Raw genomic sequence first — 14,659 nt, forward strand, 5'->3', positions numbered from 1 at the left:
ATGCTCGGACTCACTCTCATGGCGGCGATCCTCGGGCTCGGGCTGGTGATGAAAGCGTCTGCCCGTGCGATCTTCGGGATGCTGGTGCTGGTCTGGGCGGCGCTGGTGGTCGCGCATCTGCCGATCCCGGGATTTTCTCCCATCGGGCGTGTTCTGGGCGGTTCGCTTGCGGGGTGGATTGGCCTCGGTGTCGTGGTCGCGCTGGTGCTGATCTATCGCCGGATGCTCGGGGCGATCCGGACGAGAGCCGAGGCGAAGGAGCCGCAGTCGCCAGCCGCCAAACCGGGCAGCTTTTCCGAGGCGGAACTGGACCGCTACGCGCGCCACATCATGCTCCGCGAGATCGGCGGGCCGGGACAGAAGCGGCTCAAGCAGGCAAGTGTGCTGGTGGTCGGCGCCGGGGGGCTGGGCTCGCCCGCGCTGCTCTATCTCGCCGCTGCCGGGGCGGGGCGGATAGGTGTCGTGGATGACGATGTCGTCTCGAATTCCAACCTGCAGCGGCAGGTGATCCACCGCGACGCCGATCTCGGGATGCCCAAGGTCTTCTCCGCACAGAAAGCGATGCTGGCGCTCAACCCTCATATCGAGGTGCTGCCCTATAACCGCCGCCTGAGCGCCGAGGATGCCGAAGGGCTGGTTGCAGAATATGACCTCGTCCTCGACGGGACCGACAACTTTGACACCCGCTATCTCGTGAACGCGGCCTGCGTGGCGACGGGCACGCCGTTGATTTCCGGCGCGATCACGCAATGGGAAGGGCAGCTCTCGCTCTATGATCCAGCGAAGGGTGCGCCCTGTTACGCCTGTGTTTTCCCCGAGGCACCGGCGGCGGGTCTTGCGCCCACCTGCGCCGAAGCGGGGGTGGTCGGCGCGTTGCCGGGCGTTGTGGGCTCGATGATGGCGACCGAGGCGATCAAGGAGATCACCGGCGCGGGGCAATCCGCGCGCGGACGGCTGATGATCTACGACGCCCTCTGGGGCGAGAGCCGTCAGTTCGGCGTGAAGCGGCGCGCCGATTGCGCGGTTTGCGGCGAAGGGCGTGGCGCGGGGGATGGTCAATCCTGAGCGTGCGTCCTAGCTTGCGATGCAAAGGAGACACGCCATGACCAACCCGCTTCTCGCCGACTGGACCGGCCCCTACGAACTGCCGCCCTTCACCGAGATTTCAGATGCCGATTTCGCGCCTGCTTTCGATGCTGCGCTGGCCGAGGCGCGCGCCAATATCGCGGCAATCGCGGACTCGCCCGACGCCCCGACATTCGCCAATACGATCGAGGCGATGGAACTGGCTGAAGAGGCGCTCGAAAAGGTCGCGGGCGTGTTCTACAACCTCGCCGGCGCCGATGCGACGCCCGCGCGGCAGGAGTTGATGCGCGATCTGGCGCCGAAGCTCGCGGCGTTTTCCTCCGAGATCACGATGAACAAGGCGCTATTTGCGCGGATCGACCAGCTTTGGCAGGACCGCGAGAGCCTCGGACTTGGCCCGGAGCAGGACCGGCTTCTGGAGCAATATTATCAGATGTTCACCCGTTCCGGCGCGGCGCTGGAAGGGGCCGAGGCCGAGCGGATGCGCGAGATCAAGCAGCGCTTCGCCTCGATCACCACGCAGTTCAGCCAGAACCTGCTGGCCGATGAAAGCGGGTGGTTCCGCCCGCTGGCCGAGGATGAGCTGGATGGGCTCCCCGATTTTGTCGTGGATACCGCCCGCGCGGCGGGCAAGGAGCGCGGGCAGGACGGGCCGGTGCTGACGCTCTCGCGCTCGCTGATCGTGCCCTTCCTGCAATTCTCTCCCAATCGCGAGCTGCGGCGCATCGCCTATGAGGCCTGGACGGCGCGCGGGGCAAACGGGGGCGAGACCGACAATCGCGAGATTGCCGCCGAGGTGCTGAAGCTGCGCGAAGAGCGTGCGAAGCTTCTGGGGTACGAGAGCTTCGCCGCCTACAAGCTGGAGCCCGAGATGGCCAAGACGCCCGAAGCGGTGCGCGGTCTTTTGATGCGGGTCTGGGCACCTGCGAAGGCTGCCGCCGAGGCCGATGCCGCGAAGCTGGCCGAGATGATGCACGCCGACGGGATCAATGGCGATCTGGAGCCGTGGGACTGGCGCTACTATGCCGAGAAGCGCCGCGTGGCAGAGCATGATTTCGACGAGGGGCAGATCAAGCCCTATCTCTCGCTCGACGCGATGATCGGTGCGGCCTTCGATACGGCGAACCGGCTCTTCGGGCTGAAGTTCAAGGAGATCGACGGGCCGTTCTATCATGCGGACGTGCGTGGCTGGGAAGTGTCGCGCGGGGGCAAGGTTCTGGCCGTGTTCCTCGGCGACTATTTCGCGCGCGGTTCGAAGCGGTCTGGCGCGTGGTGCTCGGCGATGCGCTCGCAGCGCAAGCTGGGCGGCGCGCCGGTGCCGATCGTGGTGAACGTGTGCAACTTCGCCAAGGGCGATCCGGCGCTTCTGTCGCATGACGACGCACGCACGCTGTTCCACGAATTCGGCCATGCGCTGCACCAGATGCTGTCCAACGTGACCTATCAGTTCCTATCAGGCACCTCGGTCGCACGCGATTTCGTGGAGCTGCCGAGCCAGCTGTACGAGCATTGGCTCGACGTGCCCGAGACGCTCGAAAAACACGCGCGCCACTACAAGACGGGCGAGCCGATGCCGACGGAGCTGCGCGAGAAGTTGAAGGGTGCTGCCACTTTCGATCAGGGCTTCTCGACGGTGGAATATCTCGGTTCGGCGCTGGTCGATCTGGCTTTCCACGAGGGTGCGGCCCCGGAAGATCCGATGGCGAAACAAGCCGAGGTGCTTCGCGAGATCGGCATGCCCCACGCGATCCGGATGCGCCACGCGACGCCGCATTTCTCGCATGTCTTCTCGGGCGACGGCTATTCGGCGGGCTATTACAGCTACATGTGGTCCGAGGTGATGGATGCCGATGCGTTCGAGGCCTTCGAGGAAGCGGGCGACGTGTTCGACCCGGAAACGGCGGCGAAGCTCGAACGCTTCGTTCTGTCTGCGGGCAATTCGCGGCCGCCGGAGGAACTTTATACCGAGTTCCGGGGCAAGATGCCGGGGGTCGAGCCTCTGCTGAAGGGTCGCGGGCTGCTTGATCCGGCCGCCTGAGCGGGTGGTGATGTCGGAGCCTCCGGCGGGGATATTTGAGGCAGTTGGAAGCAGGACGATCTGCCTTCCTCTTGGCCAAAATATCCCGGGGGGCGGCGCAAGCCGTGGGGGCAGCGCCCCCTCCGCGCTCAGCCCCGATAGACATCCTTGTGGATGATGACGTCGGCCTGCGGATAGGCCGCGACAATGGCGCGTTTGAGCGCGGCGCCGATGTCGTGCGCTTCCTCCAGCGTCTGATCCCCGTCGAGTTCGATATGCAGGTTTACGAAGATCTGCGCGCCGGCGGTGCGGGTTTTAAGATCGTGAAAGCCGCGCACATCGGGCCAGTCGCGGGCGATCTTGGCGATGCCTTCGATCACGTCGTCAGGGGCTGCGCGGTCCATCAGGGCGTGCCATGCGCCAATGAAGATCTTCGCCGCGCCGGCTAGCATGATCGCGGCGGCGATCAGGGCGACGATGCTGTCCACGTCGCCCCAGCCAAAGGCATGCGAGAGCCAGAGCGCGAGGATCGCGCCCAGTGTCGGCAGCAGGTCGCCCACATAGTGCAGCCGGTCGGCGGCGACGACCTTGTTGCCGGTCGCCTTTGCTACGCGGCCCTGCCACCAGATCAGGCCGAAGGTGATCACCGCAGAGGCGACCATCACCGCGATCCCAAGCCCCTCTGCGGCGAGCGGCGGGGGCGAAGGCGCCATCAGCCGCCGTATCCCGGTGATGCCGATCGTGGCGCCTGCGCCCAGCACGATCAGCGCCTGACCGAGGGCCGCGAGGTCTTCGGCCGAGCTGTGTCCGAAAGCGTGATCGTCATCGGCGGGTTTCGCGGCATAGAGGATCGCCAGCAGCCCCGCGCCCGAGATCAGCAGGTCCACCGAGCTATCGGCCAGCGAGGCGCCCACGGAGAGCGCCCCGGTCTGCCACAGCGCCCAGGCCTTTATCGCGACGAGCAGCGCGGCGGTGCCGACCGAGGCCAGACCCGCCGAGGTGTTCATCCGGTGTTCGTTTTCGCTATAGGCCATCGCCGCCGCCTCTACCTTTGCGCCGTTGCTCTAGCGCAGGAGAGCGTCTCAGTCACGGGTCTCGTCGGGGTCGACGCCCCAGATTTCCGTCTTGGGTAACCAGCCATCCGCGCCCGAACCCGAGATTTCGCACCAATCGTGGGTGCAGGCCCCCAGCTGCGCGATCGCTCCGGCCTGCGCCTTGGCAGTGACCGCGGATTTCGGATCGGGACGGGCATGGAGCGAGACCATGTCCTGCATGACGATCACGTTCCGGACGCCCGAGATCAGCGTGTAGTGAATCCAGCCGCCTTGGCCTTCGTTATCCTCGACGCGCCGCCAGTGGCCGAATTCTGCGGTGACTTTCAGCGGCATGCCCGGGTGGGTGAAGACCCAGTCGATCCGGTGCGACAGCGACGGGCCGCGGCGCACATTTCCCTTCGAGCCCTTGAGCGAGACGTAGCGCGGGATCGGCAGGTGGGTGACGGGGCCGCGATGTTGCGGTTTCGACAGTTGCACGTCGGGGCCATTGCCATCGGGTTCGGCCGCGGGCTTCGCTTGGGGCTTGTTGGGCTGGCTGGTTGCAGCCGTCTGAGAGGGTGCCGCGTCGGGTTTCGATTGCGCGCCGGAGGCATTGCCCGACACGCTCCAGACCGCACCCACCAGAATCGCAATTGAGGATACCGCCGCGAGGATTTTGCTGCCCGTCATCATCCGCCTCATATCCCGGCCCGCCCGTCGGCTGATCCGCGGGTCTGCGACATCCGGTGCGCAATAAAATTGCGCTCGCGTGTCGATTTCGGCCATTACTGCTCGTGCCGGGCCTTGTGCCTGCCCGCGTTGAGGGGCAGTTTGCATCCAACCGCCCCGCGATGGAAGAGAGGAGAGGACCGAGATGCCTGCACCGCGCCTGAGTGTTGTCGTGACGCGACGCCTGCCCGAGGTCGTCGAGACCCGGATGAAGGAATTGTTCGAGGTCGAGCTCAATCACGACGATCGCAAGATGAGCCGGGAGGACCTTGTCGAGGCGATGAAGCGCGCCGATGTTCTCGTGCCTTGCGTGACCGATCGGATCGATGCGTCGATGATCTCGCAGGCTGGCGAGCGCCTGAAACTGATCGCAAATTACGGCGCCGGGGTCGATCATATCGACGTGTCCTCGGCGCGTCAGCGCGGGGTGCTGGTGTCGAACACGCCCGGTGTCGTCACCGATGATACGGCGGATATGACGATCGCGCTGATGCTGGCGGTGACACGACGCATTCCCGAGGGGCTCGCGCATATGCAGGCGGGCGACTGGAAGGGCTGGGCCCCCACCGCCTTCATGGGCCATCGGATTGGCGGAAAGCGGCTGGGCATTCTCGGCATGGGCCGGATCGGTCAGGCGGTGGCGCGGCGCGCCAAGGCCTTCGGGATGCAGATCCACTATCACAACCGCACCAAGGTTCACCCCGATATCGAGGCCGAGCTGGAGGCGACCTACTGGGACAGTCTCGACCAGATGGTGAGCCGGATGGACGTGATTTCGGTGAACTGCCCGCACACGCCCTCGACCTTCCACCTGCTCAATGCGCGGCGGCTGAAGATGCTCAAGCGCGAGGCGGTGATCGTGAATACGTCGCGGGGCGAGGTGATCGACGAAAACGCGCTGACACGGGCGTTGCGGGCGGGCGAGCTGGCCGGGGCCGGGCTCGACGTGTTCGAGCATGGCGCGGACGTCAATCCGCGTCTGCGCGAGCTGCCGAACGTGGTGCTGCTGCCCCATATGGGCTCGGCCACGGTCGAAGGACGTGTTGAGATGGGCGAGAAGGTACTGGTCAATATCAAGACCTTCGCCGACGGTCACCGGCCGCCGGATCTCGTCGTGCCGTCGATGATCTGATCCCCAGGTGGCAGAGAAAAGGCCCCGGTGCGATCCTGACGCATTCCGCGTGGTGGGAGGCCCAAAAGATCGGGCCTGTCGTGATACTCACGGCAGGTCTTTATTATTTCTAAGGAAAATGCCGCGTCAGGTTCCGAAAAAGATGTGGTAAATCCGAGACTTTTTTCTCGGCGGCGCCTGCGTGAATAAAGAAAAATCAGTGATTTCAGACCTTTCTGCTTCCGATTTCATGAATGCAGCCAATATCCCTCGGCCACAAGCTTGACCTTCGCATGCGGCAAAATCCGCGGACGAGCATCCGTATCGACTTCAAGCCGCGCGCCGTTCTCCTCACCAAGAAGAACAAGCCAGGCAAACGGGTCACGCAGAAAGCATTTCACACCCAGAATGTGAACGCATTACACTCCCGGTACAACGACTTCATGGGGCCCTTCAAAGGTCCGGCGTCGAAGTGTCTGGGGCGTTACCTGCGTTGGTTTCTACTCCGGTCGAAGATGGACGGCGGAGCAGTCTTTCGAAGGGTGCTTTCGCCGCAATGAGTTGGGAGGGCGTGGAGACATGACGGTCGACAGAAAGGCACACTGGGACACCGTCTATGGCGAGAAGTCCGAGGCCCAGTTGAGTTGGCATCAGGATGATCCACGGGTCTCGCTCGAACTGATCGAGATGGCTGGCGCAACTGCGAATTCATCAATCATCGACATTGGCGGAGGAACCTCCCGCCTTGCGGGCGCTCTCGTCGCGATGGGACTTCGCGATATCACAGTCCTCGATCTATCGCAGGTCGCCCTGGATGTAGCCCGAGACCGGCTGGGACAAGCCGGTGAAACAGTGAAATGGATCTCAGTAGACATCACCACTTGGGCCCCTGATCGCCATTACGACCTGTGGCACGACAGGGCAGTGTTCCACTTCCTCGTCGATGCGGCGGAGCGGGCGGCCTATCTGGAAAACCTCGCGCGCGCGGTGAACATCGGCGGCCATGCGATCATTGCCACCTTTGCGCCAGACGGGCCGGAGAAATGTAGTGGCCTCCCGGTCGCCCGATATAGTCCAAACGACCTCGCCCAGTTGCTTGGAGAAAGCTTCGAACTCGTGGCGCATCGCCATCACCTGCATCAGACTCCCTCGGGCAAAAGCCAGTCCTTCCAGTTCAGTCTTTTCCGCCGCTTCGGCTGAAGCCGCAGATGAAACTGGTCGTGAGCCGACCTGCCCAACACGCTTTCGAGACATCGCCATAGCAAGTAGGCGACGATGAAATCGCCGCGTACTTGCTATGGCCAACGAGCTCTACGCTCGGTTCCTCTTGTCGCCGATGAGATACCTCATCAAAACTCCCACCACGCGGAATGCGTCAGTGCGATCCGGGGCCTTTTCTTTTGCGGCAGGCGACCCCGAGGTCGAAATGTGCCCGAAATGACGAAAGGCCCCGGGACAGTCCCGGGGCCTTCGCTGGGAGCAGGGGCTGCCCCCGCTCTCCGTCACATCATCCGAAGATTACTTCGCTTCGTATTTCGGAAGCTTCTTCAGTTGCTCTTCGGTCAGACCCGTATGCACGGTGATCGAAGTGTCGTTCTTCAGAACGGTCAGCTCGCTGGCCTTGATCTCGACCGGCTTGGCGCCGATGCCGAGGAAGCCCCCCACGTCGATCACGACGCCCGAGACTTTACCGTCCTTGCCCTGAACCAGTTCGGACACGTCGCCGACCTTGTCGTCGTTCGGGCCATAGACGCCTTCACCACGCAGCGTGTCGGGATCGACCGAAGCCACGTCGACCTTCTGGCCGCTCTCCTTGTCGGCTTGCCCCATGGTGCCCACGGCGGCAGCGGTGCTGTCGACGGCGTCGTCGATCGCGCTCCCGGTTTCGTTCGCGGCTTCCTTGGTCGCTTCGCCAGCGTTGTCAGCAGCGTTCTCGACGGCTTGGCCGGTCGCGTTCGCGGCTTCCTTGGTGTTCTGAGCGGCGTCTTTCGCCATCTCTTGGGTCTTGTCGGCGGCGTTGTTCATCGCCTGCTCGGTGTCCTGCGCGGCGTTCTGAGCAGCGTCGGCCGTGTTCTCGGCAGCGTTGTCCATCGCTTCGCCTGCGTTATCGGCAGCTTTGGCGGTCTTGTCGGCAGCTTCGTTCGCAGCGGCGCCAGCGGCAGCGGCGGTCGCGGTGGCAGCGGCTTCCGCGTTGTCGCCAGCCTTATCCATCTTCTGCGACGCGTCGGCGTTTTCCATCTTGTCGCCGTCCATGTCCGAATCCTGCGACTGCGACGCATCGGCGTTCTGCATGTCTTCGCCGTTGTCGTTGCCGTTCATCTCGCCCTTCGTGTCCGAGCTGAACGCGGTCTGCATTTCGGCGTCGTATTTCGGGGCTTGGTCCAGCTGGTCCTTGCTGCCCTGAGCGACGACGAAATAGGAATTTTCGGTGTCGCCATCGGGAACCAGGTTCAGCGAATCCATCGAGATCGCGACGGTCTTCTCGCCGATGCCGAGGAATCCGCCAACGTCGACGAGTACGGCATCGACCTTACCATCGGTGCCGAGCACGACGTCGCTGACTTCGCCGACGTCATCCCAGTTGTCCTGCGCCTCGTTGACCGCGGTCTTGGCGTCGACCTTGTCCTTCGAGATGTACACGCGCTTGCCCATGAGGCCCGAGGCGTTGAAGGAATCCGGAATCGACTTCATGAACATGTCGCCCGACATGCTGGCCGAAGCGTTCGCGTTGGCTTCCGCCTTGGCGTTGGCATTCGCTTTGTCTTCGGCATGTGCGGGCAGGGCAAGCATCAGGCCGATTGCGGTAGTGGTGATGAGCTTCTTCATATCTCGTCTCCCTTTCGAATTAGGCGAGGCGGGTCGGCTTTGCTTTCCGTCACCGCCGCCTCTGATGCACTGAAAACTGGTGAACCCGCGCACAGTTCCTGTGCATGCAAGGGAAAAATTTTTACTTTTTGCGGGAACTAAACACGAATTCGCGACTCGCATCACGACCATGTCATCGCTCGGTTCTGGGCCGTCCAACGAGGCTTGGGCTTTCATGAACGGGCTATGGCGGGCTGGCGCCGCGCGCCCAAAGCGTGGCGTGTGCGGTTTTGTCGTTTTTGTCGCGCGAATGTCGCCCGGATCGGATTGCGTTCGCGAATATGAGGGTCAATCTGCCCCTACGTCCGTATCGGCAAGGAGGCCCCGCGATGAAAACCCATGTGAAAGCTCTGGTCGTCGGTGGCGGCGCGGTCGGGTGCGGTGTCGCCTATCATCTCGCCAAGGCGGGCTGGGACACGCTGCTGATCGAGCGCGACGAACTGACCTCGGGCTCGACCTGGCACGCCGCGGGTCTGTTGCCGCTGTTCAACATGAGCTACGCGACGACCCACATCCACAAATACTCGGTCGATTTCTACAAGACGCTCGAAGCCGAGACCGGGCTGAATGCGGGTTTTGCGATCGTGGGCAACCTGCGCATGGCGCAGACGCAGGAACGGATGGACGAGTACAAGCTCTATTCTTCCGTGGCCGAGACCGCGGACGTCTATCACGAGTTCCTCACGCCTGCGCAGATGAAGGAGCGCTGGCCGCTTCTGAACACCGAAGACCTCGTGGGTGCGCTATTCCACCCGCAGGACGGCTATATCAATCCCGCCGACGTGACGCAGGCGATGGCCAAGGGCGCGCGCCAGCACGGTGCCGAGATCGCGCGCAAGCTGCAGGTCAACGCTTATCGCTGGACCGGTTCGGAATGGGTCGTGACGCTCGAGAAGATGGTCGAGAAGGGCGGCAACCTTGTCGGCTCCGGCGAAGAGATCGAGATCCGTGCCGAGCATGTCGTGACCTGCACCGGCAACCACGCGCAGCGCACCGCGCGCCTGCTGGGCATCAAGATCCCCGCCATTCCCGTGGAGCACCAGTTCATCGTGACCGATGCCGATCCGGCGCTCGTCAAATGGCGCGCCGAGGGCAACCCCGAGCACCCGGTGCTGCGAGATGCGGATGCGAAATGGTATGTCCGCGAAGAGCGCGGCGGCTGGATCTTGGGCCCCTATGAGCGCAACGCGCCCGCGCGCTTCCTCTACGACGTACCGGAGAGTTTCCGCGCCGATCTGTTCCAGCTCGATCTGGAGCGTATCGAAGAAGAATACATGTCGATGATCCATCGCTTGCCGAGTTCCGAGGAAGTCGGCCTGAAGGACGATTTCAACGGCCCGATCTGCTACACCCCCGATGGCAACCCGCTGGTCGGCCCGGCGCCGGGCCTGCGCAACATGTGGCTGGCGGAAGGCTTCTCCTTCGGTATCACCGCCGCGGGCGGCACCGGCTATTACCTCGCGCAAATGATGGTCGAAGGCGAGGCCGAGATCGACATGGCCTCGCTCGACCCCAAGCGCTACGGCAGCTGGATGACCACCGAATACGCGGCGCGAAAGAACGAAGAGGCCTATGAGCACGTCTTCATCCTGCACCACCCCGATGAAGAGCGCGAAGCCTGCCGCCCGCTGCGCACCGCCCCCGCCTATGATCGCCAGATCGCGGCGGGCGCGCAGATGGGCCAAACCAATGGCTGGGAGCGTCCGAACTACTACGGGCCCAAGGATGCGCCTTCGAGCTTCGACCATGACAGCCGATCGTTCCGGCGCGGCGAATGGTGGCAATATGCCAAGGCCGAGGCCGAGGCGCTGCGCGACACCGCCGGCCTTATCGATGCCTCCGCCTTCACTAAACACATGGTGCGCGGCCCCGGCGCGACCGCCTTCCTCGATGCGTTCACCTGCAACAAGTTGCCGAAAGTGGGTCGGATCAACCTGACCTACGCCCTGACCGAAGCGGGCACGACCCGCACCGAATACACGATCGTGCGGCTGGCCGAGGATGAATACTACCTGATCTCGGCGGGCGCCTGGACCGATTACGACGGCGACTTCCTGCGCAAATCGATCGAGGATTTCCGCGCGGCGGGCGGCGACTATGTCGATTGCCACGACGTGACCACGCAATGGGGCGTCTTCGCGCTCGCAGGCCCCAATGCCCGCAAGATCCTGCAGGAGGTCGTCAAGGACGCCTATCCGGAGACGGTTCTTTCGAACAAGCGCTTCCCGTGGCTTTCGATGCGCAATATCGAGCTGGGCATGTGTCCGGTCCGTGCCGTGCGCGTGGCCTATACCGGCGAGTTGGGGTGGGAACTGCATCACCCGGTCGAATTCGGCCGCTACCTCTGGGATCTGCTGGTCGAAGCGGGCGAGAAGCACGGGATGAAGCTCGTCGGCGCGCGCGCCCAGAACTGGCTTCGTCAGGAGAAGAGCTATCGCGCCTTCGGCAACGAGCTGGGCCGCGACGCGACCCCGCAGGAAGCCGGTCTCGACCGCTTCATCGACCTCGAGAAGGAGTTTACCGGTAAGCAGGCGATGCTCGACACCGGCATCCGCTCGAAATGCGTGACGCTTCTGATCGACGGGCCGGACGATGCCGATCCATGGGGCAAGGAAGTCATCAAGCGGGACGGCGAGAAGGTCGGGCGTCTGACCTCGGGCGGCTGGTCGGTGGCCTTCGGCAAGCAGATCGGCATGGGCTATGTGCGCCCCGATCTGGCCGAGCCGGGCACCAAGCTGAGCGTGCGCATCCTCGGTGCCGATTATCCGGCGGAAGTGACCGAGGACAGCCCGCACGATCCGACTAACGCACGCATCCGCGTCGACGGCTGAGCCTGTCTCTCGATGGAGATCGCAGAAGGGGGGCGCTGCCCCCCTTTTCGCTGCGCGAATTTACCCCCGGGGATATTTGCGCCAAGGCGAAGAGGACGACGCTTTGCGCCTCTTCGGGCTTGAGAAATATCCCGGGGGAGGCGCGTGTCCCGCGCCGGGGGCGGAGCCCCCTCGCTATCAGCCGTTACCCGCTCACGCCAATGTATTGACGCAGGTCAAGGATTTCGCCCGCGCCCCGTGTCACGCCGCGAGGGACGAAATGCGAAGGAGACCTGCGATGAGCTACAAGGCGAAAATCGACGAGATGCGCAACGAGCTACGCGTGATGAACAAGACGATCCCCGACGCAGTCGGCGGCTTTGGTGTGCTGTCGAAAGCGGTGAAGGAGAACGGGCCGCTCGACGTGAAGACCAAGGAATTCATCGCCCTCGGCATGGCGGTCGTGCTGCGTTGCGAGCCCTGCATCATGTTCCATGTAGAGGCGTTGATGAAAGCGGGCGGCACGCGCGAGGAGCTGGGCGACGTGCTTGCCATGGCGATCCAGATGGGCGGTGGCCCGGGTGTGATGTATGCCGGTCACGCGCTGGCGTGCTGGGACGAGCTGGCCGCCGCGAAAGGCTGAGGCTTCTCCTCTGCGACATGTTGTCAGGCCCGCGCCGGAAAGGTGCGGGCCGTTTCGTTTCATTTTCGACATCACATTGTAAAGGACAGACAGATGAAACGGTTCGCCTCTCTTGCCGCGCCCCTCGCCGCGGCCCTCCTGCTCGGCGCCGCTCCGGGCTTCGCGCAGACTGCCCCGGTGCCGGGGCAAGAATTCCTCCTGCAATGGGATCTCGATGGCGATGGTGGCGTCACGCTGTCCGAAGCCCGCGAGCGGCGCGGCGACATCTTCACGATGTTCGACGAGAACGAGGATGACGCCTATTCCGCAGCGGAGATCGCCATGATCGACGAGCATAAGGCAATGGAGCGCGCGGCCGGCAAGGGTCCGGGGCATCAGATGCCAGAAGGTATGGGGCAGGGGCCCGGCAAGCGTCAGGGTCAGGGCCGCGCGATGCGCTCGGGGCACGATGTCCCAGCCGCCGAAGGGCTGCGCGCCTTCGATGCGAATGGTGACGGGGTAATCTCGCGCGTGGAGTTCGTGGGCGGTACCGATCGGTGGTTCGCGATGCGCGATCGCAACGGGGACGGCGTGCTGACCAGCGCCGATTTTGGCCCACGGACCTGACCCGGACCCTTTAGGCGAAGCCTTGCCGATGTCAAAAGACGCCCGCCTGTCAGCGATGACAGGCGGGCGTTTGCATGAGAGGCTGGGAAAAAATCACGGGGGAGTGAGCATGGGGATTTCACGCAGGTTCTTCGTCTCGGGCGCGGCCTTGGCATTGGCGGGCTGCGGCGGCGGGCCGGGCGGCAAACAGGCCAAGCTGATGCGTCCGGCCGTGTTGTCCGCCTCGAACTACCGGGCGAGCGGCATCCCCGCGCGCTTCGGCGATACCGATCCGCATGACTGGGAAGGTCTGGCGCCAGCGCGGTTGCCGGTCCACGGGATCGACGCCGCGCGCTATCAGGGCGAGATCGACTGGCGACGGGCGCGCGCGGCTGGCGTGTCCTTCGCGTGGCTCAAGGCGACCGAGGGCGGCGATCACTCCGATCCCGGTTTCCACATCAACGCGACCCGCGCGCGGGCAGCGGGCGTGCCGGTGGGGGCGTATCACTTCTATTATTTCTGCCGTTCCCCCGAAGAGCAGGCGGATTGGTATATCCGCAACGTGCCGCGCCGGCGGGGGGATCTGCCGCCTGTGCTGGATATCGAGTGGAACCATACCTCGCGCACCTGCCAGCGCCGCCCCGCGGCCCACGTCACCCGCGCCGAGATGCACCGCTTCCTCGCTGCTTTGACGCGTCATTACGGCACGAAACCGGTCATCTACACGACGATCGACTTCTGGCGCGACAACGACCTGTCGCGTTTCTCGGGCTACGAGATGTGGCTGCGCTCGGTCACCGCGCACCCGATGGAGCGCTACCCCGGCGCGGATTGGAGCTTCTGGCAATATAGCGGCACGGGCGTCGTGCCCGGCGTGCCCGGAACGGTGGACATGAACGCTTTCGCGGGGTCTCCGGGCGCGTGGCAAAGCTGGCTCGCCCGGCGGGCGCAGCGGGCGTGACGGGGGCTCCTCGCGGGCAGCGGGGATGAAAAAGGGCGACTTGGAGCCGCCCTTGTCATGAGTATAAGCCGTCCGACCGGTCAGGCAGCAGAGTTGCCTTGTCCAGGCAGATAGCGCAAAAGGTCGCGCTGCTCGAATGTCGCGCCTTTGTTCGGACCGAAGGTGAATTTCGCGCCGATGGAGATGAAGTCCGAAGCCCCGCCATAGCCCATTTCGAGGTGGCCGACAGTGCCGTTCAGCGTGAAGGCGTCGTTCACACGGTAATCCATCCCGAATGACACGCGGTTGGTGTTGAGGTACGAGACGTTGAAGTTGTCGAGGCTCGCGTTGAACTCGATCCGGTCATTGAGCGTGTAGCGCCCGGAGACGCCGTAGAGATCGCCTTTCGCGCCCAGATCCTTGACGCGCGTGAAGTAGGCTTCGCCCCAGAAGGCCCCGATGCCGTGGCCCACTTCAATACCGTGGTAATTCGTATTCTCGCCGTCCAAGGTGTCGCGCCCGAAGAAGACCCCGAGAGCGGTCGCTTCGTTCGGGTGATAGATCGTGTGCAGCGCGACATTGTTGGTATCCATGTCGAAATCGGCGCCGTTCCCGTAATTCGCATAGGCGAGATCACCCTGCACCGAGAAAGTCGGGCCGAAGCCGATCTCCGCGGAGCCTGTGACCGAACGCTTGGCGAACGTGTCATAGAAATCGTTGTTCACAAGATCGGAATAGCCCAGCTCGATCGAGCCGCCTTTCAGATCCGCCGAGTTCGAGACGGTCGGCGCGAGCGCGAGCAATGCTGCCGCGAGAAGAGAGACTTTCATGATGTGTCC

General features: G+C 63.9%; 12 protein-coding genes. 8 read left to right on the top strand and 4 right to left on the bottom strand.

Annotated elements, in window-relative coordinates:
* Both B6V72_RS04995 and B6V72_RS05000 read left to right on the top strand, forming a co-directional pair.
* Positions 1 to 1,065: a HesA/MoeB/ThiF family protein gene (locus B6V72_RS04995; protein ID WP_088734902.1), complete on the top strand. Its 1,065-nt coding sequence runs from the start codon at positions 1 to 3 to the stop codon at positions 1,063 to 1,065.
* A gap of 37 nt (positions 1,066 to 1,102) precedes the next feature.
* Positions 1,103 to 3,124, top strand: a complete 2,022-nt coding sequence (locus B6V72_RS05000; protein WP_088734904.1) for a M3 family metallopeptidase — start codon at positions 1,103 to 1,105, stop codon at positions 3,122 to 3,124.
* A 128-nt stretch (positions 3,125 to 3,252) separates the two neighbouring features.
* Here the strand turns inward: B6V72_RS05000 and B6V72_RS05005 are convergent, their stop codons facing one another.
* Entirely contained in the window at positions 3,253 to 4,137 is an 885-nt protein-coding gene (locus B6V72_RS05005) for a cation diffusion facilitator family transporter (RefSeq protein WP_088734905.1), read from the bottom strand.
* A 48-nt stretch (positions 4,138 to 4,185) separates the two neighbouring features.
* Positions 4,186 to 4,827 (bottom strand): SH3 domain-containing protein, encoded by a 642-nt coding sequence (locus B6V72_RS05010; RefSeq protein ID WP_088735096.1) that lies wholly within the window; start codon positions 4,825 to 4,827, stop codon positions 4,186 to 4,188.
* Between the two features lie 184 nt (positions 4,828 to 5,011).
* Here B6V72_RS05010 and B6V72_RS05015 point away from each other — a divergent pair, with 184 nt between their 5' ends.
* A complete protein-coding gene (locus B6V72_RS05015; RefSeq protein ID WP_088727308.1) occupies positions 5,012 to 5,998 on the top strand; it encodes a D-glycerate dehydrogenase in 987 nt (328 codons plus the stop codon).
* A gap of 558 nt (positions 5,999 to 6,556) precedes the next feature.
* On the top strand, positions 6,557 to 7,177 hold the full coding sequence (locus B6V72_RS05020) for a class I SAM-dependent methyltransferase (RefSeq protein WP_088734907.1): 621 nt from the start codon (positions 6,557 to 6,559) through the stop codon (positions 7,175 to 7,177).
* A gap of 318 nt (positions 7,178 to 7,495) precedes the next feature.
* On the opposite strand, the gene B6V72_RS18945 is transcribed toward B6V72_RS05020, so the two are convergent.
* Positions 7,496 to 8,803, bottom strand: a complete 1,308-nt coding sequence (locus tag B6V72_RS18945) for a PRC-barrel domain-containing protein (RefSeq protein WP_075774116.1) — start codon at positions 8,801 to 8,803, stop codon at positions 7,496 to 7,498.
* A 368-nt stretch (positions 8,804 to 9,171) separates the two neighbouring features.
* Between B6V72_RS18945 and B6V72_RS05030 the strand changes: the two genes are divergently transcribed.
* The 4 genes from B6V72_RS05030 to B6V72_RS05045 all read left to right on the top strand — a co-directional run bounded on the left by B6V72_RS05030 (position 9,172) and on the right by B6V72_RS05045 (position 13,841).
* On the top strand, positions 9,172 to 11,673 hold the full coding sequence (locus tag B6V72_RS05030; protein WP_088719639.1) for an FAD-dependent oxidoreductase: 2,502 nt from the start codon (positions 9,172 to 9,174) through the stop codon (positions 11,671 to 11,673).
* Between the two features lie 277 nt (positions 11,674 to 11,950).
* On the top strand, positions 11,951 to 12,295 hold the full coding sequence (locus B6V72_RS05035) for a carboxymuconolactone decarboxylase family protein (protein WP_075774118.1): 345 nt from the start codon (positions 11,951 to 11,953) through the stop codon (positions 12,293 to 12,295).
* 93 nt (positions 12,296 to 12,388) lie between these two features.
* Positions 12,389 to 12,901 (top strand): calcium-binding protein, encoded by a 513-nt coding sequence (locus B6V72_RS05040; protein WP_088734909.1) that lies wholly within the window; start codon positions 12,389 to 12,391, stop codon positions 12,899 to 12,901.
* A gap of 199 nt (positions 12,902 to 13,100) precedes the next feature.
* Complete coding sequence (locus B6V72_RS05045; RefSeq protein ID WP_088719769.1) at positions 13,101 to 13,841, top strand: GH25 family lysozyme; 741 nt, start codon at positions 13,101 to 13,103, stop codon at positions 13,839 to 13,841.
* Between the two features lie 80 nt (positions 13,842 to 13,921).
* On the opposite strand, the gene B6V72_RS05050 is transcribed toward B6V72_RS05045, so the two are convergent.
* The gene (locus B6V72_RS05050) at positions 13,922 to 14,650 is read right to left on the bottom strand and encodes a hypothetical protein (RefSeq protein ID WP_088734910.1); all 729 of its coding nucleotides are present in this window, start codon (positions 14,648 to 14,650) and stop codon (positions 13,922 to 13,924) included.
* Between the last annotated feature and the right edge of the window lie 9 nt (positions 14,651 to 14,659).

The sequence above is a fragment of the Thioclava sp. F34-6 genome (genome assembly GCF_002213235.1).
GTDB classification, from domain to species: Bacteria; Pseudomonadota; Alphaproteobacteria; order Rhodobacterales; family Rhodobacteraceae; genus Thioclava; species Thioclava nitratireducens.

Excerpts from the sequence above, each read along its gene's own strand:
- B6V72_RS04995 (WP_088734902.1), top strand. The coding sequence starts at position 1 with ATGCTCGGACTCACTCTCATGGCGGCGATCCTCGGGCTCGGGCTGGTG.
- B6V72_RS05000 (WP_088734904.1), top strand. The coding sequence starts at position 1,103 with ATGACCAACCCGCTTCTCGCCGACTGGACCGGCCCCTACGAACTGCCG.
- B6V72_RS05005 (WP_088734905.1), bottom strand. The coding sequence starts at position 4,137 with ATGGCCTATAGCGAAAACGAACACCGGATGAACACCTCGGCGGGTCTG.
- B6V72_RS05010 (WP_088735096.1), bottom strand. The coding sequence starts at position 4,827 with ATGACGGGCAGCAAAATCCTCGCGGCGGTATCCTCAATTGCGATTCTG.
- B6V72_RS05015 (WP_088727308.1), top strand. The coding sequence starts at position 5,012 with ATGCCTGCACCGCGCCTGAGTGTTGTCGTGACGCGACGCCTGCCCGAG.
- B6V72_RS05020 (WP_088734907.1), top strand. The coding sequence starts at position 6,557 with ATGACGGTCGACAGAAAGGCACACTGGGACACCGTCTATGGCGAGAAG.
- B6V72_RS18945 (WP_075774116.1), bottom strand. The coding sequence starts at position 8,803 with ATGAAGAAGCTCATCACCACTACCGCAATCGGCCTGATGCTTGCCCTG.
- B6V72_RS05030 (WP_088719639.1), top strand. The coding sequence starts at position 9,172 with ATGAAAACCCATGTGAAAGCTCTGGTCGTCGGTGGCGGCGCGGTCGGG.
- B6V72_RS05035 (WP_075774118.1), top strand. The coding sequence starts at position 11,951 with ATGAGCTACAAGGCGAAAATCGACGAGATGCGCAACGAGCTACGCGTG.
- B6V72_RS05040 (WP_088734909.1), top strand. The coding sequence starts at position 12,389 with ATGAAACGGTTCGCCTCTCTTGCCGCGCCCCTCGCCGCGGCCCTCCTG.
- B6V72_RS05045 (WP_088719769.1), top strand. The coding sequence starts at position 13,101 with ATGCGTCCGGCCGTGTTGTCCGCCTCGAACTACCGGGCGAGCGGCATC.
- B6V72_RS05050 (WP_088734910.1), bottom strand. The coding sequence starts at position 14,650 with ATGAAAGTCTCTCTTCTCGCGGCAGCATTGCTCGCGCTCGCGCCGACC.